The following is a 19119-nucleotide window of genomic DNA, read 5'->3' as shown; positions in this document are numbered from 1 at the left end:
TTTATAGTAAGGCCTTGGATTGTACCAGAGGTAGCAGCATGACGCAGCGGCATGATGATCAACAGCCCGGCAAACAAAAGCCACAAATCCTCAGTAGTGAAGTTGTTGCTAAAAGCCGTCTGTTTAAAATAGAACAGCTGCAATTGCAGTTTAGTAATGGCGAACAGCGTACCTATGAGCGGATGCGCGGCAGTGGCCGTGGCGCAGTGATGATTATTGCCTGTCCGGATGCTGAACATTTTTATCTGATCCGTGAATATTGCGCAGGCACGCACGATTATCAGCTCGGTTTTCCTAAAGGTTTGATTGATCCGGGCGAAGATATTGTTACAGCCGCCAATCGCGAGCTAAAAGAAGAGATAGGTTTTGGTGCCGCCCGCTTCGTGCAGCTGAAGTCACTGGCATTAGCTCCCGGCTATTTTAATGCTACAATGCATATAGTGTTGGCCTTTGATTTATATCAACAAAGGCTTGAGGGTGACGAGCCGGAACCACTGGAGCTGGTGCGCTGGTCACGGCAACACAGCGCAGCCTTACTGCAACAAGCTGATTTTACCGAAGCGCGTAGTGTGGCGGCATTATTACTGGCACAGCAATATTTGGAAGCGAACCCGGATGTTTTTGAGCAAACTGCTTGAGCCTGTCAAAGCTGCAGCCCGTGAGGCCGGAGCAACCCTATGGCAAATGTATCAAAGCGGTGACTTTCAACAGCAGCAAAAAGCGGACCAAAGCCCGGTAACCACAGCCGATCTGGCCGCCAACCGTATTATTCTTAACTGCTTATCAGAACTGACACCGGACATCCCGGTTATATCAGAAGAGTCTTATCTGGTGCCGCTGGCGCAGCGCCAGGACTGGCCGCGTTACTGGCTAATAGATCCTATGGACGGCACTCAGGAATTTGTTGCCCGCAGTGGCGACTTTGCCGTCAGCATTGCGCTGGTAGAGCGCGGCTGGCCGGCTCTGGGCGTTATTTACTGGCCAAAAGAAGATGTGTTGTATTATGCCACCCGCGGCCATGGTGCTTTTAAGCAACAGCGTAACCTGATTAACCGTATTAAAGTCAATCAGCATCAGGCCGGTACCCGCTTAAAAATTGCTATCAGCCGCCGCCAGCCGCTGCAACCCATTATTGATTTGCTGCAAACAGAACAAGCGGCAGACTACATAGCACTGGGTAGTTGTTCACTGAAAAGCTGTTTAGTCGCCGAAGGCAAGGCCGATTGTTATTTACGGCTGGGGCCAACCGGCGAGTGGGATACCGGTGCCGTGCATGTTATTGTCGAAGAAGCCGGTGGTAAAATTCTCGACAGCGAATTTATGCCGCTTAGCTATAATCAGCGCGATACGCTGGCGAATCCTGATTTTATTGTTATAGGCCAAACCAGCCTGGCCTGGCCTGAGCTGATAAAGGCCCGCCGTACCGAGCGGCAACTAACAACTTAAGCCTGAAAACTTTCATAACTAACTACAAAAACTGCATAGCTTTGCCAGATGCCAGTGCTGGCGCGGTTTTAAGCCAAATCTAACTGTCTGCTAACTATCTTTTAGCCGGAAAAAACGCTATTATGGCGCCGGGTTTTTGCACGAAAAACATGAAACTGTGACAAAAACACCAATAAATTTAAGTCCGCCAGAGACTGCACCCTTACCTACAGTACCCTTAGGAGTTACATCATGTCCGAACTGGATCTGGGCCAATACGGCATCACAGATGTCACGGAAATCGTTTATAACCCTTCGTATGATCTGTTGTTTGCGGAAGAAACCCGCGCAGATTTACACGGTTATGAACAAGGCAAACTGACCAAACTGGGCGCGGTTTCAGTCGATACCGGTATCTTTACTGGCCGCTCACCAAAAGATAAATACATTGTTCGTGATGACAGCACCCGTGACACCGTTTGGTGGTCAGATCAGGGTAAAAATGACAATAAAGCCATTACGCCAGCTGTCTGGGCTGATTTAAAAGCATTGGTAACCACACAGTTATCTGGCAAACGCTTATTTGTTGTCGACACTTATTGTGGCGCCAACGCCGATACCCGATTGGCGGTGCGCTTTATCACTGAAGTGGCCTGGCAGGCTCACTTTGTGAAAAACATGTTTATCCGCCCGACGGATGAAGAGCTGAAAAGCTACAAGCCTGACTTTATCGTGATGAATGGCGCTAAATGCACTAACCCGAACTGGCAGCAACACGGCTTAAATTCGGAAAACTTCGTCGCCTTTAACCTGACCGAGCGTATTCAGCTGATTGGCGGTACCTGGTACGGTGGCGAGATGAAAAAAGGTATGTTCTCTATGATGAACTACTTTTTACCCTTACAGGGCATCGCCTCTATGCACTGCTCTGCCAACGTCGGCAAAGACGGCGATGTAGCGGTATTCTTTGGTCTGTCAGGCACCGGTAAAACCACCTTGTCTACCGATCCTAAACGTCAGTTGATTGGTGATGATGAACACGGCTGGGATGATGATGGCGTGTTTAACTTCGAAGGCGGCTGCTACGCCAAAACCATCAACCTGTCTAAAGATAACGAGCCGGATATTTACAACGCTATTCGCCGCGATGCGCTGCTGGAAAACGTTACCGTGCTGGCAGATGGCGAAATCGATTTTAACGATGGTTCCAGAACTGAAAACACCCGGGTGTCTTACCCGATTTATCATATCGACAATATCGTTACGCCAATCTCTAAAGCCGGCCATGCGAAAAAAGTGATTTTCTTAACGGCTGATGCTTTTGGTGTATTGCCGCCGGTGTCTAAACTGACCAAAGATCAGGCGAAGTATCACTTTTTATCTGGCTTTACCGCTAAACTGGCAGGTACAGAGCGCGGTATTACCGAGCCGACACCGACCTTCTCCAGCTGTTTTGGCGCAGCGTTTTTAAGCTTGCATCCAACTAAGTATGCCGAAGTTTTAGGCAAACGCATGGCTGCATCTGGCGCAGAAGCTTACCTGGTTAACACCGGCTGGAATGGCACCGGCAAGCGTATTTCAATTAAAGCCACCCGCGCTATTATTGATGCCATTTTAGATGGCAGTATTGAAAACGCTGAGTTTGTGCAGCTGCCGTACTTTAATCTGGCTATGCCATCTGCATTGCAAGGCGTTGACGATGTGTCAATGCTGGACCCACGCAATACTTATGCTAACGCAGGCGACTGGGAGCTTAAAGCTAAAGATTTGGCGCAACGCTTTGTCGATAACTTTGTTAAGTTTACCGACAACGACGAAGGTAAGGCGTTAGTGGCAGCTGGCCCACAGTTATAAAATGTTTTTTTAGCAAAAAAGGTCGCTTAGGCGGCCTTTTTTAATGGCGGCAACAATTTCAGCTGCGCAGGGCGAAAAAAAACAATCAGTGCTGGCAGCCTAGACTGCAACAGGCTAAAGTTAAACAAGTTTTGTCAGGATCTATCGGCACTGGCAGGTACTTCAGCTGCTTCAGAGCCCTAACGAGCAACAGAGGAAACTAATGCTAAGAACTATAACCATACAAAAACGTTTGCTGGCCGCTTTTGGTGTTTTGGCTTTATTGCTGGCGATAACCGGTATTTTTAGCCTGCAGAGCATCTCTAAAGTGCGAGCACAGGCTGACATGGTTGAGACAAACCTGTTGCCTGCTATCAGTTATTTAGGTCAGGTTGAATCATTAACTGCCGAGACCCGGGCCATGACGCTACGGCTACTTTTAGCGATCGATATTACACAAGAGGGTAAAACCTTTGAGCGTATCGATACGCTAAACAAAGAGAAAACTGCAGTAAGCAAACAATACGAAGCTACTATTGTTTTGGCTGAAGAGCGCACTTTGTATAAAACATTTGCTGATGTTGATGCAGAGTATACTGAATTGCAGGGCCGGGCACTGGCATTGTTAAAACAAGAGGAGTTAGGTGCAGCCCAGGACCTGCTGGACAGAATGAACCCGCTGGCAGATAAAATGGTAGAGCAGTTAAAGCAATTATCAGCAGTTAATCAGCAAGCTGCCGCAGATGCACGTAAGGCGTCGATAGCTACTTATGACACGGCTAAATTCACCGTTATCTCGCTGATTATCATTGCTATTGCCATAGCAATGGGCATAGCCATATTGATTTCGCGCAGCGTAAATGCCCCGCTGGCACAGGCGGTATTGTCAGCCCGCTATATCGCCGATGGAGATTTAACGCAATCTTTAACTGTTGATGGCAATGATGAATTAACTGAGCTGGCGCAGGCATTAAAACAAATGCAGCAAAAGCTGCGTGATGCCATTGGACATATCGCCAGCTCCAGCAGTCAGCTGGCGTCGGCGGCAGAGCAGTTGAATGTGATAACAGATGAATCTGCCAAAGCGCTGCAGTTGCAAAATGATGAAGTACAACAGGCGGCAACTGCCATTACCGAAATGAGCTCAGCGGTAGATGAAGTGGCAGACACCGCACTTAAAACTTCTGAAGCGTCATCGCAATCGGCTGAGCTAGCCAAAGATGGTGCGAAAAAAGTGCTGCAAACCAGTAATGTCATTGAAAAAATGAACGGCGACGTGCAGCACAGTACTAAAGTAATCAGTACTCTGGCTGACAAGGTGTCATCGATTAACCAGGTATTGGAAGTGATCCGCAGCGTGGCTGATCAAACCAACCTGCTGGCATTAAATGCCGCCATCGAAGCCGCCCGAGCAGGTGAAGCCGGCCGTGGTTTTGCCGTGGTAGCGGACGAAGTACGCAGCCTGGCGCACCGTACGCAAACCTCTACCGGCGAAATTGAGCAGATGATCCAGCAGGTGCAAACCTCGGCAAAAGAGGCGGTAAATGCCATGAACCTGATCAGTGGCAATGCTGACAATGCCAAGCAGGTTGCTACTGCTGCGGCCGAAGCCTTAACCCTGATTGATAAAAACATTATGGAAATTAGCGACCAAAACCATGTTATTGCCGGCGCCGCTGAAGAGCAGTCTAAAGTTGCCCGCGAAATTGATCGCAACATAGTGACCATTAGTGACTTGGCATCTCAGACAGCAGATGGCTCCAGCCAGACTACTGCCAGTGCCGGTGAGCTGTCACGGCTGGCCATAGAGCTGAACGCACTGGTGAGTAAATTTAAGGTGTAGTTTGTCACTATCCAGCACAAACTGTCATAAAAAAGCCAGAACTTTAGTTCTGGTTTTTTTATGACTTAACAACACAGGTAACAAAGTTATCAAAATAATGGTTTTATATGTTTACTTTTGAATTCATTTGAATACACTGGTTGGTAAATGAACACGCACAGTGGCAAGGAGCGCGATATGAGCACGAAAACAGTGCCCTTCAGTGCCAGGATCAGTGTTGAAGATGCTGAGTTTATCAGTAGCCTGGAATACGATGGCGCTCATACGCCGTCTGATAAGTTAAGGGCATTACTGGCAGAAACCCGGCGCCGGCACCAGGGCTTTACTGATTATGGCCAGAACCTGGCACAGATGCAGGAGTGGCTGGGGCAAATAAAACGACAGTTACTGGTGCGGCAGCAGCAGTTAAACCAACACAGTGAGCTGATGATCCGGTTGCTGGATGCACTGCCGGATCTGCTGGCCACCTTGCAAACACTCGCGGCCAGTTGCAGCAGCTTAAATAGCCGTGAACTGCAACATACTGAACAGCAGGTGCTGTTAAAGTTATGCCGCTTAAACGAGCTGCTGCTGCCACTTGCACTAACTGCCGACGCTGACAGCGTGCTGCAGCAAGGCGTGTTTGGCCTGGCCAAACTGATCCACCAACACAAATTGGCAATACAAGGAGAACCGCAATGAGTGAAAGTATAACCCGCCGCGTCGCGCGTCTGGTCAGTGGCAGCGTCAATGCACTGGTGGATGCCGTCGAAAACAGCGCACCGGAAACGGTAATGGAACAAGCTATTCGGGAACTGGATAGCGCTATTGCTGACACCCGTACTGAGCTTGGCCAGCAAGTGGCGCAAAAGCATTTAGCCAGCAAGAAGCTGATGGAAGAAAACAGCCGCTACGAAGCACTGGCCAGCCAGTTAGAGGTGGCGGTTGCCAATGGCCGTGATGATTTAGCCGAAGCGGGTATTGCCGAACAAATGGACATTGAAGCACGCATACCAGTATTGGAAGCAGCGATAACGGATGGTGCCGCGCGCGAAAAAGAACTGGAAGGCTTTGTGCAGGCACTACAGGCGAAAAAACGCGAAATGCAGGCGGAACTACGCGCCTTTGTGCAGGCACAACAGGCAAGGTCTCAGGCGGCAGAAGCGGTGACGCAGCGCGGTGACACGGCAGCAGACAAAGCCGGACGCGCCACAGATGCTTTTGGCCGGGTGCTGGAAAAAGCCTCGGGTATGGCCGCGCGGGATACCAATCTGGGTAATGCCGGCAAACTGGCTGAACTGGAAGATCTCGCCCGGAAAAATCGCGTTGCAGAGCGTTTGGCGGCACTAAAAGCCGGTAAAGCCTGATGCTAAGCCTGATGTTGGCCAGTGAAAATATGGCCTTTAGTATAGCGCTGGTGTTAATGCTGATGATAGCGCTGCTTGAAGGCATCGCCGCCTTATTTGGTGCCGGCGTATCGTCGGCACTGGATAGCTTATTACCCGAGTCGGATATCAGCCCGCATGCAGAAGTCGGCCAGATTGACACAGATACCGCACTTAGCCGTTTTCTCGGTTGGCTGCGCATAGGTGAAGTGCCGCTGTTGATGCTGCTGGTGGTATTTTTACTCAGCTTTGGCCTGCTGGGGTTGTTATTACAAGGCATGCTGCACAGTATGCTGGGTGTGTTAGCGCCCGGCTGGCTGGCCGTGCCTGTGGTATTGGCGCTTAGCTTGCCGTTGGTCAGGCTGGGTGGCGGGGTGCTGCAAGCCATTATGCCGCGTGACGAAACCAGCGCAGTGAGTGAAGACAGCCTGATAGGCCGTATTGCGGTAATCACGCTGGGTACCGCCCGGGTAGGTTATCCGGCTGAGGCAAAAGTGCGCGACCAACATGGCTACAGCCACTACGTGCAGCTGGAGCCGGACAATGCCGCTGACGAGTTTAACCAGGGCAATGAAGTGTTATTGTTATCGCGCCAGGGCGCGGTATACAAAGCGATATTAAACCCCAACCCGCATTTGTCAGAGCAGCGTTAAGCGTCTGCCACAACGGAAAGTTTTTTAAATAAGGAGCAGTAAATGTTGGCATTAAATTTAATTGATATTCTGATCATCGCCGGTGCGGTGCTGGTTGGCTTACTGGTGCTGGGCATGATCCTGGCAAGGCTGTATAAAAGAGCCACCAAAGAAGTGTCCTTTGTTCGTACCGGTTTTCGTGGCGAAAAAGTCATTATGAATGGCGGCGCTTTGGTGCTGCCGGTATTGCATGAAATTATCCCGGTAAACATGAATACGCTGCGGCTGGAAGTACGCCGCGCCAACGAGCAGGCTTTGATCACCCGTGATCGTATGCGTGCTGATGTCACCGCTGAATTTTATGTGCGGGTAAAACCGACCGCTGATGCCATTGCCAACGCGGCGCAAACGCTGGGTTTAAAAACCATGAACCCGCATGAGCTGAAAGAGCTGGTAGAAGGTAAGTTTGTTGATGCACTGCGCTCTGTTGCTGCTGAAATGGCAATGGAAGAGCTGCACGAAAAGCGGGTAGATTTTGTACAAAAAGTACAGCATGTAGTATCAGAAGACTTGCTGAAAAACGGTCTGGAACTGGAGTCGGTGTCGTTAACCGGCCTGGATCAAACGGCGTTTGAACACTTTAACCCGCAAAATGCCTTTGATGCTGAAGGTTTGACCAAGCTGACGCAGGCGATTGAATCACGCCGCAAAATTCGCAACGACATTGAGCAGGAAACTGACTTAGCGATTAAGACAAAAAACCTTGAAGCCGAGCGCGCCAAGCTGCAAATCTCGCGTGAAGAAGAATATGCCCGCTTAGAGCAGGAGCGTGAAGTATCTATTCGCCGCGCATCACAAATGGCAGAAATTGCCCGCGAACAAGCAGAGAAAAAGCGTGAAGCTGAAGAAGCGCAAATAGCCTCACAGCGTGAAATCGACTTAAAACGCATTATGTCTGAGCGCGATATCGACAATGAGACGATTCAAAAAGACCGCGCTGTACGCGAAATGGAAATTGCCAAACAGCGTGCGGTAGAGCAGGCCGAAATTGAACGGCAAAAAGCGGTTGAGCTGGCATCACAGGAAAAATCCATTGCGGTGGCAGAGAAATCCCGTGCCGAGTCTGAAGCCAAAGCCGATGCAGATAAAGCCCGTGCTTTAGCAGTGAAGCAGGAAGAAGGCGTTATTACCGTGCGCCAGACCGAGCAAGCGGAACGGACTAAACAAGTAGAACTGATTATGGCGCGCCAGCAAGCAGAGCGTGAAGCTATTCAGTTGATGGTAACGGCAGAAGCGGAGAAAAAGGCGGCTGAAGATCAGGCTGAAGCACTGCGTTTGGCGGCACAGGGTCAGGCGGATAAAGAACGCTTAACGGCGAAAGGTCAGGCAGACGCCGAGCTGTTGCTGGCAGACGCTAAAGCCCGCAGCTACGCGGTAGAAGCAGAAGGTAAACAAGCTATCAACACCGCGGCTAATACGCTGTCGGCAGAGCAAATTGCTATGCAGGTGCGGCTGGCACTGATTGAGCATCTGCCGAATATTATTGCCCAGAGTGTGAAACCAATGGAGCAAATCAGCGACATTAAAATTCTGCAAGTTAATGGCATGGGTGCCCAAGGCGGCGGCAATGGCGATGGTGCGGCCGCTGATGCAGGCAACGGCTCTTTAGCTGATCAGGTAGTTAACAGCGCATTGCGTTACCGTGCTCAAGCCCCGATACTGGACTCCCTGCTGTCGGAAATCGGTTTAAAAGCCGGTGATATCAACGGTATGACCGAAGCGTTAAAGGCACCGTTAAAGCAGTAATTTTAGCTAAGTGAAAAAACAGGCCGCTATTGCGGCCTGTTTCGTGTCTACTGCTGTTATTGCAGTTCAGTCACCTGATATACGGTGACACTACCACTTACTTCGTTACCGATAATCAACAGCGGGTTGCCATTCGGGCTGTCGCTGGCTGGCACAAACTTTATGCTTTCCGGGCCTAAATCTCCGGCCAGTGGCACTTCAGTGCAGTCCATACCTTCACTGCTGTCGCATGGATCGGCCAGTTCGTCATCGAGCTCAAATTCGGCATCAAAATCGCGGTTGATGTAGTGGCTGACAAAGCTGGTCTGGAACGGGTTAGTTACATCATAGACAAACAAATCGCCGCTGCGCTCTTGTGCAATAAAGGCATAGGTACGGCCTTCGATAGTGCCGACGTCTATCGCTTCCGGCTCGCCGCCTTTATCGTCTGAGCGGTTATCGCCCTTGTTTTCGGTATGGGCACTGTTAAAGTTATTGCCCAAAATGGCAGCAGAGATGCGGCCAAAGTCATCACCAGAGTCATAAACCATGTTGATGTTTTGATCCCAGATTGAGAATGAACGGGCGCCGTAAGCATAGAGCTTTTCTACTACGCCATCGTTATCCGGATCAACCAGCGCTGCGGTGACTTTCAGCCGGCCTAAACCATCCTCAGCGCCGGTAGCGTCATACAGCGCCTGCAGTTCTGTGCTAAAGGTTTTATTCAGCTCATCCGGGTCGATAATATCGGCGGCGCGGATATCTTCTGAATACGCATCCCAATCGCGTGAGTCTCCCTCATTAGCCGAGACAATAAAGGTGGCGCCATTCCATTGATAAGAGGCAATCGAATCGGGCTGATACAGGCCATAAACATTAGGTAGCTTGCGAAACGACGCCACCTCATCTTCGTTGCTGTAGTCCATCAGATACTGGCCCCAGTCTTTCATGCCCAGTGCTTTCACTTCAATGGTCATAGCTGTTAAGTCAATAATGCCAATGGCATTGGCTTCCTGCAGTGACACCCAGGCTGTTTTGCTATCGGCCGCTACGGTGATGTACTCTGGCTCTAAATCCTGTGCCACTGTAGTACCGGCCGGGCCGGCAAATTTAACGCCGGCAGTTTGCAGCAAGTTGCGGCGTTTGGCGTCGGTATCGTAATCACTGGCAGAGAGCAGATCAGAGCTGAAATGCATATCTGTAGTCAGATTAATGCTTTGCGCCAGGTCTGCCGGCGCTCCAGCTGTTATGTTGATTACAGAAATGCTGCCTTCCGGGTCGGCGTTGTAATCGGTATCGGGCTCGCCTTCATTGGCAACCAGTACTTTTGTGCCATCTGGCGTAAATGTCACCATGTCAGGTAAGGCACCGGCGGCAACCGCTTTGACAAAGGTGCCACTGCCGGTAGCAGTCAGGCTATAAAACAACACAGCGCCAATATCGGTTTTTTGCGGTGCGGCTACGGCTATCGCCAGCATATCACCGTATATGGCGATTGAAGTTGCTTCACCCAGCGCCATGCTAACGTCATTACCATTGCTATCTTTTACATTAACACTGCCCGGAAAAGTAAAGGGCACTGAGCTTAGGCTATCGTCAGTAATGCCATTACCCACTGCGGCAACCGGCAGGTTGGCCAGCGAGATCACTTCAATACGATTTTCTGCTGCATTAATAGCAAAAGCAGAGTTTGAGGCTTTATGAAACTGCACAATTTCAGCCGCTGCTTTGCCATAAATACCGGTATTGAAGCGGCCCACGACTTCGATACTAAGATCACGCGGTAAGTTCTTACCCGGCTGACCGGTCTGGCCACTACCGCCGGTTGGTCCCGCAGGGCCTGCAGGGCCCGTCGCGCCATCGTCACCGTCCAGGCTGCAACCGGACAAAATAGTCATGATACTTAATGCAAGCAGTGAGCGTTTTAACATGCTGAAGTTCCTGAGTTTATTATGAAATTAATAAACCAGTGTCAGCTGTTGTTATGACAATTTAATGTAGCACGGATGATGTTTTTATGACGTACTGTCTTGCTCTGCCTGTTGCTGCAAAAACAGTTGTTTTGGCATCAGGTTTACCGTTTCGTGTAACTCGGAATACACTATTACCACTTCGCCGCATTGTAGCTGGCGCTTAACCGCGGCCACTTTTTCTGCCAGGGCCACTTCCTGCTCGCCATAGTCGGTGCCTTCACGCAGCACATAGTATTCAATCAGGTTGTTTAGTGTGTCTTCAGCAATGTCGGTATAGGGAATAATCATTTAACTAACTGCTCTGTAATAAATTGCGGGATCCGCTGGTTTAGCCAAAATTGGGGTTTTAGCACACTGCCGTAGACAAAGCCGACATGGCCGCCGCCGTTGGTCAGTTCGTAATGAATATGCTGATTAAGCTCATCTGCTGTCGGAATAACCGCATCGGATAAAAACGGATCGTCTTTGGCATGGATAACCAGCGTCGGTATGCGGATTTGGCGCAAAAATGCCTTGCCACTGGCTTTTTGGTAGTAATCCTGTGCATTTAAAAAGCCGTGAATAGGCGCGGTGTAATGCTCGTCGAATTGTTCTATGCTGCTAAAACCCTGCACCTGCTGTGGCGTAAGCGGCAATGGAAAATCAGTAAATTGTCGCAGTTTAGTCAGGGTGCTGCGTTTTAGCCGGCCGAGTAAATAGCGCTGATACAGTTTACTGGCGCCACTGTTAATGCGTTTGGCACACGCTGCCAGGGATAATGGCGGGCATACGGCTACCGCCGCCGCTAACGGATTCTGCTCAGCCTGTTCACCGCAATACTTCAGCAGTACATTGCCGCCGAGCGAATAACCCACCGCGACTAAAGGCCGGTTTGGGTAACGCCGTTGCACTTCGCTGATCACCAGCGCCGCATCAGCGGTGTCGCCGCTATGGTAGGCGCGCGGCAGTTTGTTGGGCTTACCGTTGCAACCACGAAAATGCATCAGCAGCGCTGGCCAGTTAAGTTGCTGGCACTGGGCCAGCATGGCCTGAATATAGTGACTGTTAATATCACCGGCTAAACCGTGCAGCAAAATCAGCAAAGGCGCGCTATCGTCATTTACTGCCTGGTGTAACCAATTAAGCTGAATTTCATCGCCATCGGGCAGGCTAAACATTTCCATCCCGGTGCTGACCCGCTGTTTCGGGCTTAAATATTTGGCAAAAATGGTTTGCAAATGCGCATGCTTAAGCCACCAGGCCGGCTGGAACGGCGTGTGTTTTACTGGTCTGATCTGAGCTTGCAAATTAACCTGTCCTGATAAAGAATGGATTTACTTTTACACCAGGTAAAGCACTATGGATCGGCGTAATTTTATCTTAACCGGCATAGCCTTAGGCGCAGTAGCAAGCCTGGGAAGCGGTTTAGCTATCTGGGGCTGGCAGCACAGCGTTGCGCCGGATAGTAATAACCGCGATCTGGTGTTATTGGCGTTGTTACCGGCGCTATTGTACGGCGCTTTACCGCAAGATGCGACCTTAGCCGCTACTGAGCTTGCACGCACTCAAACCGCGATCAGCGAATTTCTGCCGTATCTACCGCTGCGCCAACAGCAGGAGTTAAACCAGCTGTTTAACCTGCTGGCTAACCGGCTTGGTCAGTTGGGCTTAACCGGCCATGTTATTTCACTTACCGGGCTAAGCCTGAGCCAACGGCTGCAGCTGTTAAATCAATGGCGCGACAGTTACTTAGCACTATTGCAGCAGGCCTATCATGGCCTGCGCGAGCTGCTATATGGCGCTTATTATGGCCAAAGCGAGCACTGGCAAGCGCTGGCCTACACTGCGCCGCGGTTTAGGTAGAATGATAATAAGTGCGGACAGCAACAGGTTGGAACCCCGATGCGCAGCCACAGAGTGTCTGAGTGGCTGCGAAAGCGGCCGCGAGTTGCTGTGGCGAGCACAGCGGGTGTTGCAGCCTGTGAGCTTTGGAGGGCCCGCGATCACTGTGAACGGCTCTGGTACAAGGAAATCCACACTTCGCCGCCTTCAACAGCACATCCCTGTGCTGTCTCAGCCTGCGCGGCATCCCTGCCGCTGCTGCGTGCGGACACCTTGTACCGTCGCTTCCGAGCTTGATTTATCAGTAGGTAGGATGCAGTAATGAACAATACACATTTAGATGCCGGCCAGTTTACGCAGGATCAGCAGTTTGATACCGATATCGTTATTATCGGTTCCGGTGCCGGTGGCGGCATCGCTGCCGAGCAATTGGCACGGGCTGGCTTTAACGTCTTGTTGCTGGAAGAGGGCGCTTACTATACCCGGGATGATTTTGTCATGCAGGAGCGCTGGGCCTACCCAAATTTGTATCAGGAAGGTGCGGCGCGTAAAACCCGTGATCAGGCCATTGGCATTTTGCAGGGCCGCACAGTCGGAGGCTCGACCACGGTAAACTGGACCACCTCTATCCGTACACTGCAACCAACACTGGATTATTGGCATAGCGAGCTCGGCCTGAATTTTAGTGGCGACAATGATTTAACGCCTTATTTTAACCACGCCGAGCAGCGGCTGAACATCCATCAGTGGCCAGTGCCGCCCAACGCCAACAATGCCAAATTGCAACAAGGCTGCGAAGCGTTAGGCTGGCAGCACACGGTCATTAGTCGTAACGTTAACGGCTGCGCCAATTTAGGCTACTGCGGTATGGGCTGTCCGATAAATGCCAAGCAGTCGATGCTGGTAAGCACTATTCCGGCGGCCATGGCGCTTGGCGCCAGGTTGATATCGCGCATCTCGGTGCGTCAGCTGCACTGGCAGGGCGACAGCATCACCGCTCTGGAAGCGGTACCGGTAGACCAGTACTTTCAGCCGCGTAGCGATATCAGTATCCGTATTAAGGCAAAGCACTATATTGTGGCTGCCGGCGCTATCGGCTCACCGGCTTTGCTGCTGCGCTCAAAGCTGCCCAATCCGTCGGGCCGCTTGGGTAAACATACCTATTTACACCCGACAGTGATTTCCGGCGCCTTGTTTAATGAAAATATTAATGGCCATAGCGGCGCGCCGCAGTCGATTTATTCCGACCAGTTTGTCTGGCCAGCACAACGCGATACGGCCGGTTTTAAATTAGAAGTACCGCCGTTGCATCCGGTGCTAATGGCCACTAAGTTAATTGGCACTGGCGAGGCGCATGCCGCACTTATGCAACAGTTTAACCAGTTGCAGGTCACTATAGCGCTGTTACGTGATGGCTTTCACCCGCACAGCCAGGGCGGCACAGTGCAGCTGGATGATGCCGGCCAACCAGTGCTGGATTACCCGATTAGCGATTACTTGTGGCAAGGTATGCGACAGGCGCTACTGGCGATGGCGCAGCTACAGTTTGCCGCCGGCGCTAAGCAGGTACTACCCATTCATCACGATGCCACGCTCTATAGCAGCTGGGCTGAGGCTAAAGCGGCAATACAGCAGTTACCGATGCAGAAATTGCGGCAAACCATTGTATCGGCGCATGTAATGGGCGGTTGTAATATGAGTACAGATGCCACTCAGGGCGTGGTTGATCAAAATGGCCGCCACCATCAACTGCAAAACCTGTCGGTATTTGACGGCTCAATTTTACCTACCAGCTTAGGCGCCAACCCGCAACTGACGATTTACGCGCTGATATGGCGCAATTGCCAGCAACTGATAAGCCACTTACGCCTCTGATATTGGTTAAAATTGGCAGAATGTGCCTGCTATCCAACGTTAGCCGTGCTAATGTTTTAACAAATTTATGTCTGTGTCAGTCGGTTTAATGAATACAGAAAGTTATAAAGCGCTGAGCAATTACATTGACCTGCTACTGGACGCCATTTGTGTGGTGGATAAATTCGGCCGCTTTGAATTTGTCAGCGCCGGTGCTGAACGTATTTTTGGTTATACGCCCGAGGAAATGCTGGGCCGGCCAATGATAGAGCTGGTGCACCCGGATGACCGCCAGCGCACCTTAAAGGCTGCTGACGAGATTAATGCCGGTGTAGTAAAGATAGATTTTGAAAACCGTTATATCCGCAAAGATGGCGAGGTGGTGCATCTGTTGTGGTCAGCGCGCTGGTCGGAAACAGACAAGCGCCGGGTGGCGGTGGCGCGTGATATCAGCCGCAGTAAAATTATTGAAGCACGTCAGAGGGCGGTCTATGCCATTTCTGAAGCGGCCTTTGCCTGTGATGATTTAGCCGCTTTGTACCACAGTATTCAGCAAATTATCGCCGGGCTGGTGCCGATGCAGCGCTTTGCCATTTTGCTGGCGGCGAAAGACAGCGCCCAGCTTGAGTTTGTGCATGACGCCCGCCTGAGTGCTATGCCAGAAGCAGATAACAGCGATAACCTGATGCTACTGTGTCACCAGGTGATGCAGCGCTGTGAAACTATAAACCTGCAGCAACAAGAGCCACAGGACTTACCCGCTGCGCTGCGCCAGCAAATATCAACGTTGCCGGTAAACTGGCTGGGGTTGCCGCTCAAATCGCAAACGACAGTGATTGGTGTGCTGATGGTACACAATACGCCGACGGTCGCCCCTTACAGCCAGAGTGAAATTGAGCTGCTGGAGTTTGTCTCAGTACAGGTGGCCGTGGCCATAGAGCGCAAACAAATGTTGCAGCGCCTGCAGCGCAATGCGCTGTACGATCAGTTAACCGGCTTACCTAACCGTGAGCTGTTTGACGACAGAGTGCGCTCTGCTATGGCCCGCGCGCAGCGCGAGCAGGGCCAGTTTGCGCTGCTGTATCTGGATTTAGATAAGTTTAAGCAGGTCAATGATCTGCACGGCCATCAGGTAGGCGATGAACTGCTACAACATACAGCACAACGTATTTTAAGCGGCCTGCGCCACAGCGATACCGTAGCGCGTTTTGGTGGCGACGAATTTGTCATCTTGCTGGAGCAGGTAGACAGTGCCGATAGCGCTATGGCATTAGCTGAGAAGGTACGCAGTGCACTGGAAACCCCGTTTGCGCTGGCAGGCCACTTGTTGCAAGTGCTACCCAGCATAGGTGTGGCGCTATACCCCGGCCACAGTCAGGATATTAAAGCGCTGCTATTACTGGCCGACAATGCCATGTATCAGGCCAAAAGCAACGGTGGCAACCGGGTGCAGCTAAACCAGCGTGTTGCGCCAAAGCGCGGCAATGTCCAGGCTAGTTAGTTACTGTTTTAGCTGCTAGCTGCGCTGTAACGCCCGCCCCAGATGATTAAAATAACCCAGCCACAGCTCACTTAGCTTGTCGCTTAACGCTGGCTTAGGGTAGGCGCCTAGTTTTGCCAGCTCACTTTGCAAGGTGCCAGCGACCAGAAAGCTGTTTTTCAGGCTCTGGCGCTGCAGCATATGCTCAAAAGCTCTGGCGGCCATTTCTTCCGGCAAGGCCAGATAAAGCTGGCCAAAACCTGCATCCAGTACCCGACAGCAGCGAAAAAAGTCGCTCTCGCTTTGGCCATCAGCACTGACAAACAGGCTTTGAAAAGCTTGCGCTAACAGCAGGTTTAGCGGATGGGGTTTAACACTGTGGTTTTGCAGCCAGCAGCGCGAGGCAAATACGCCTGGCGCTGGCGGCGAATGAAACATTTTCGCTGCCACATAGTGATCAAAGGCATGAAACCATTCATGTGCCAGGCTGCCGCCACCGGCATTTTTCGCCAGTGCCAGAATACGTCCCTGTGGCTGATAGTGGGCGCACGCGCCGGGCTGGCCGCCAATACCGTAGGTGAGCGCCAGGCTGCCATTTAACGAGATAACCTGTGCCGGCACCTGCAGCAATTGTTGTAAATCACACAGCGCATCAAAAAACAGATTAGCTGCCCGTTGTTGCTCGTCCGCTGTTACCCAACGGCCAATATGAATGCTGTTAAAACCGAAGATTTTTACCAGATCGGCAAAGCTGACATCGGCACCGGCGCGGTGTGGCGGACCATTGCGATAGTACTGCCGTGTCGCCTTGCTGTTCATGCTCAGACGCCAGGAGCCGCCTGTGTCTGTGCCAATATTGCCAGGGCCACAGCTTCGGCGACTTTAATACCGTCGATACCCGCCGACAAAATACCTCCGGCATAACCGGCACCCTCACCAGCCGGATACAGGCCTTTAATATTAATACTTTGATAATCGGCGCCGCGCTTAATGCAAATGGGTGACGAGGTACGGGTTTCCACACCGGTCAGTAAACCATCGGCTTTGGCGAAACCCTTAATTTGTTTATCAAAGGCTGGTATGGCTTCACGGATAGCAGCGATAGCAAAATCTGGCAACACCTGGGCTAAGTCAGTCAAAGTGATATTGGGGGTGTAGGACGGTTTTACCTCACCCAGCTCAGTAGACGGCTTAGCAGAGAGAAAGTCACCAATCAGCTGCGCCGGTGCATGGTAGTTTTCGCCACCGACTTTAAACGCCAGCTGCTCCAGTTGACGTTGCAGCGCAATACCCGCCAGCGGGTGACCGGGGTAATCGCGCTCCGGATCTATGCCTACAACGATAGCGCTGTTGGCATTGCGCTCATGGCGCGAATACTGGCTCATACCATTAGTAACTACGCCGCCGTGCTCCGAAGCTGCCGCTACAACAGTGCCGCCCGGGCACATACAAAAGCTGTACACGCTGCGGCCATTGCTGCAATGGTGCACCAGTTTGTAATCAGCTGCGCCTAAAATCGGGTTACCGGCGTTAGGACCAAAGCGACACTCGTCTATCATCGACTGCTCGTGTTCAATACGAAAGCCAATCGAAAACGGTTTGGCCTCAACATAGACGCCTTTGTCATATAGCATCTGAAAGGTATCACGCGCACTGTGGCCCACTGCCAGCACCACATGCTTGCTGTGCAGCTGTTCACCGGTGGATAGCGTTAAACCGCTGATCTGGCCGTTATCGATATGCAAATCATCAACCCGGCTGCTAAAGCGAATTTCGCCGCCCAGCTCAATGATTCTGGCGCGCATTTTTTCCACCATCGCCACCAGTTTAAAGGTACCGATATGCGGCTTGCTAACATACATTATTTCGTCCGGCGCGCCGGCGGCAACAAATTCGCTCATTACCTTGCGGCCGTAATGCTTTGGATCTTTTACCTGGCTGTACAGCTTGCCATCAGAAAATGTACCGGCACCGCCCTCACCATATTGCACATTAGACTCCGGGTTTAGCGCTTTACCGCGCCAAAAACCAAAGGTGTCTTTGGTTCGTTCGCGCACTTCTTTACCGCGCTCTAAAATAATGGGTTTAAAGCCCATTTGCGCCAGCAGCAAGCCGGCAAATAAGCCGCAGGGGCCAAGGCCGATAACAATAGGCCGCTCTGGCAACTGTTCCGGCGCCTGGGCAACAAACTTATAGCTGGTATCCGGTGACGGCTTAACATGCTGATCTTTGCTGAACTTTTGTAATAACGTTGCTTCGTTATCGACCTCTATATCCAGGGTATAAATTAGCTGGATATCGGTTTTTTTTCGCGCGTCGAAGCCGCGTTTAAATATCGTAACCTTATGCAGTTGTTCGGGTTTTATGTTTAACTTAGCAATGATGGCAGCGTTAATGGCGCTTTCTTCGTGGTTTAACGGCAGTTTAATTTCGGTAAGTCGCAGCATAGGGGTTCCGTATCGGTGTCATAGCCGCCGGCGGCAGCTCACAAGATGGTGCTATTTTACGCCAACTGCGCGGCTTTGTCCGTAATCTTGTTTTTTGCCGCTACTGCAGTATGATCGCCAGCCTGCAACAACGGGAAACAACACACTATGGCCTTTGTGGTATTAGATAACTGTATAAAATGCAAATACACCGATTGCGTGGCGGTATGCCCGGTGGATGCATTTTTTGAAGGGCCCAATTTTCTGGCCATCAGTCCGACTATCTGCATTGACTGTGGTTTGTGTGAGCCGGAATGCCCGGCTAATGCCATAGTGCAGGAAGATAAGGTACCGTCAGAGCAGCATGGTTTTATTGCATTAAATGCCGAACTGGCAGAACTGTGGCCTAATATCCGCGAAGTAAAAGCGGCACCGGCTGATGCCGATGCCTGGAATGGCGTACCCGAAAAGCTGCAGTACCTTGAACTGGAATAAGCGCAGTGCTTATTTTGTCCCCGGCTGCTCGTGTTCTACTTTGTAAATAAAATAGATGGCGTAAAACGCGCACAAGCCAATTACAATCGCTAAGCCGGTAAAAGAGATAAAGATTACCGGATCATTTAAAAACTGCTGCCATATATTCATAGCCGTATCCTCTGACTGAGTTGATACGCTCAGTGTAA

At 51.1% G+C, this 19119-nt stretch carries 18 protein-coding genes; 12 read left to right on the top strand and 6 right to left on the bottom strand.

Going from position 1 to position 19119, the window contains the following annotated elements:
* Positions 1 to 38: 38 nt before the first annotated feature.
* From nudE to MN202_RS08550, 8 genes are all read left to right on the top strand, one after another.
* Positions 39 to 638: an ADP compounds hydrolase NudE gene (gene nudE, locus MN202_RS08585; protein ID WP_335735694.1), complete on the top strand. Its 600-nt coding sequence runs from the start codon at positions 39 to 41 to the stop codon at positions 636 to 638.
* Positions 616 to 1446, top strand: a complete 831-nt coding sequence (gene cysQ / locus MN202_RS08580) for a 3'(2'),5'-bisphosphate nucleotidase CysQ (protein ID WP_335735693.1) — start codon at positions 616 to 618, stop codon at positions 1444 to 1446. The genes nudE and cysQ overlap by 23 nt, the downstream gene beginning before the upstream one ends.
* A gap of 231 nt (positions 1447 to 1677) precedes the next feature.
* Positions 1678 to 3279 (top strand): phosphoenolpyruvate carboxykinase (ATP), encoded by a 1602-nt coding sequence (pckA, locus tag MN202_RS08575; protein WP_335735692.1) that lies wholly within the window; start codon positions 1678 to 1680, stop codon positions 3277 to 3279.
* A gap of 202 nt (positions 3280 to 3481) precedes the next feature.
* Positions 3482 to 5101, top strand: a complete 1620-nt coding sequence (locus tag MN202_RS08570) for a methyl-accepting chemotaxis protein (protein ID WP_335735691.1) — start codon at positions 3482 to 3484, stop codon at positions 5099 to 5101.
* 177 nt (positions 5102 to 5278) lie between these two features.
* The gene (locus MN202_RS08565; protein ID WP_335735690.1) at positions 5279 to 5782 is read left to right on the top strand and encodes a hypothetical protein; all 504 of its coding nucleotides are present in this window, start codon (positions 5279 to 5281) and stop codon (positions 5780 to 5782) included.
* The gene (locus MN202_RS08560) at positions 5779 to 6447 is read left to right on the top strand and encodes a PspA/IM30 family protein (RefSeq protein WP_335735689.1); all 669 of its coding nucleotides are present in this window, start codon (positions 5779 to 5781) and stop codon (positions 6445 to 6447) included. The genes MN202_RS08565 and MN202_RS08560 overlap by 4 nt, the downstream gene beginning before the upstream one ends.
* Positions 6447 to 7118, top strand: coding sequence for a YqiJ family protein (locus MN202_RS08555; RefSeq protein WP_335735688.1), 672 nt, complete (start codon positions 6447 to 6449; stop codon positions 7116 to 7118). The genes MN202_RS08560 and MN202_RS08555 overlap by 1 nt, the downstream gene beginning before the upstream one ends.
* Positions 7119 to 7160: 42 nt before the next feature.
* On the top strand, positions 7161 to 8903 hold the full coding sequence (locus tag MN202_RS08550; RefSeq protein ID WP_335735687.1) for a flotillin family protein: 1743 nt from the start codon (positions 7161 to 7163) through the stop codon (positions 8901 to 8903).
* Positions 8904 to 8959: 56 nt separating this feature from the next.
* Here MN202_RS08550 and MN202_RS08545 read toward each other — a convergent pair whose 3' ends face one another.
* The 3 genes from MN202_RS08545 to MN202_RS08535 form a co-directional block, all read right to left on the bottom strand.
* Complete coding sequence (locus MN202_RS08545) at positions 8960 to 10813, bottom strand: choice-of-anchor I family protein (RefSeq protein ID WP_335735686.1); 1854 nt, start codon at positions 10811 to 10813, stop codon at positions 8960 to 8962.
* 84 nt (positions 10814 to 10897) lie between these two features.
* Complete coding sequence (locus tag MN202_RS08540) at positions 10898 to 11143, bottom strand: YheU family protein (RefSeq protein WP_335735685.1); 246 nt, start codon at positions 11141 to 11143, stop codon at positions 10898 to 10900.
* Positions 11140 to 12141, bottom strand: a complete 1002-nt coding sequence (locus MN202_RS08535; protein ID WP_335735684.1) for a hydrolase — start codon at positions 12139 to 12141, stop codon at positions 11140 to 11142. The genes MN202_RS08540 and MN202_RS08535 overlap by 4 nt, the downstream gene beginning before the upstream one ends.
* Positions 12142 to 12193: 52 nt before the next feature.
* On the opposite strand from MN202_RS08535, the gene MN202_RS08530 reads away from it, so the two are divergent.
* The 3 genes from MN202_RS08530 (at position 12194) to MN202_RS08520 (ending at position 16031) form a co-directional block, all read left to right on the top strand.
* Positions 12194 to 12697, top strand: coding sequence for a hypothetical protein (locus MN202_RS08530; protein WP_335735683.1), 504 nt, complete (start codon positions 12194 to 12196; stop codon positions 12695 to 12697).
* A gap of 300 nt (positions 12698 to 12997) precedes the next feature.
* Positions 12998 to 14551, top strand: a complete 1554-nt coding sequence (locus MN202_RS08525) for a GMC family oxidoreductase (protein WP_335735682.1) — start codon at positions 12998 to 13000, stop codon at positions 14549 to 14551.
* A gap of 88 nt (positions 14552 to 14639) precedes the next feature.
* Positions 14640 to 16031: a diguanylate cyclase domain-containing protein gene (locus MN202_RS08520; RefSeq protein ID WP_335735681.1), complete on the top strand. Its 1392-nt coding sequence runs from the start codon at positions 14640 to 14642 to the stop codon at positions 16029 to 16031.
* A 15-nt stretch (positions 16032 to 16046) separates the two neighbouring features.
* Here the strand turns inward: MN202_RS08520 and MN202_RS08515 are convergent, their stop codons facing one another.
* Complete coding sequence (locus MN202_RS08515; RefSeq protein WP_335735680.1) at positions 16047 to 16829, bottom strand: CLCA_X family protein; 783 nt, start codon at positions 16827 to 16829, stop codon at positions 16047 to 16049.
* Between the two features lie 2 nt (positions 16830 to 16831).
* Positions 16832 to 18457 carry an NAD(P)/FAD-dependent oxidoreductase gene (locus tag MN202_RS08510; protein WP_335735679.1) on the bottom strand — a complete coding sequence of 542 codons (1626 nt, stop codon included), beginning with the start codon at positions 18455 to 18457 and terminating at the stop codon, positions 16832 to 16834.
* A gap of 147 nt (positions 18458 to 18604) precedes the next feature.
* Here MN202_RS08510 and fdxA point away from each other — a divergent pair, with 147 nt between their 5' ends.
* Entirely contained in the window at positions 18605 to 18931 is a 327-nt protein-coding gene (gene fdxA / locus MN202_RS08505) for a ferredoxin FdxA (RefSeq protein ID WP_335735678.1), read from the top strand.
* 9 nt (positions 18932 to 18940) lie between these two features.
* Here the strand turns inward: fdxA and MN202_RS08500 are convergent, their stop codons facing one another.
* Positions 18941 to 19081, bottom strand: a complete 141-nt coding sequence (locus tag MN202_RS08500; protein WP_335735677.1) for a DUF3149 domain-containing protein — start codon at positions 19079 to 19081, stop codon at positions 18941 to 18943.
* Positions 19082 to 19119: the final 38 nt, after the last annotated feature.

This window comes from Rheinheimera muenzenbergensis (genome assembly GCF_036984005.1).
Classification (GTDB): domain Bacteria; phylum Pseudomonadota; class Gammaproteobacteria; order Enterobacterales; family Alteromonadaceae; genus Alishewanella; species Alishewanella muenzenbergensis.
Note: the sequence above shows the minus strand (reverse complement) of the source record. Positions and strands in the feature narration are given on the sequence as shown.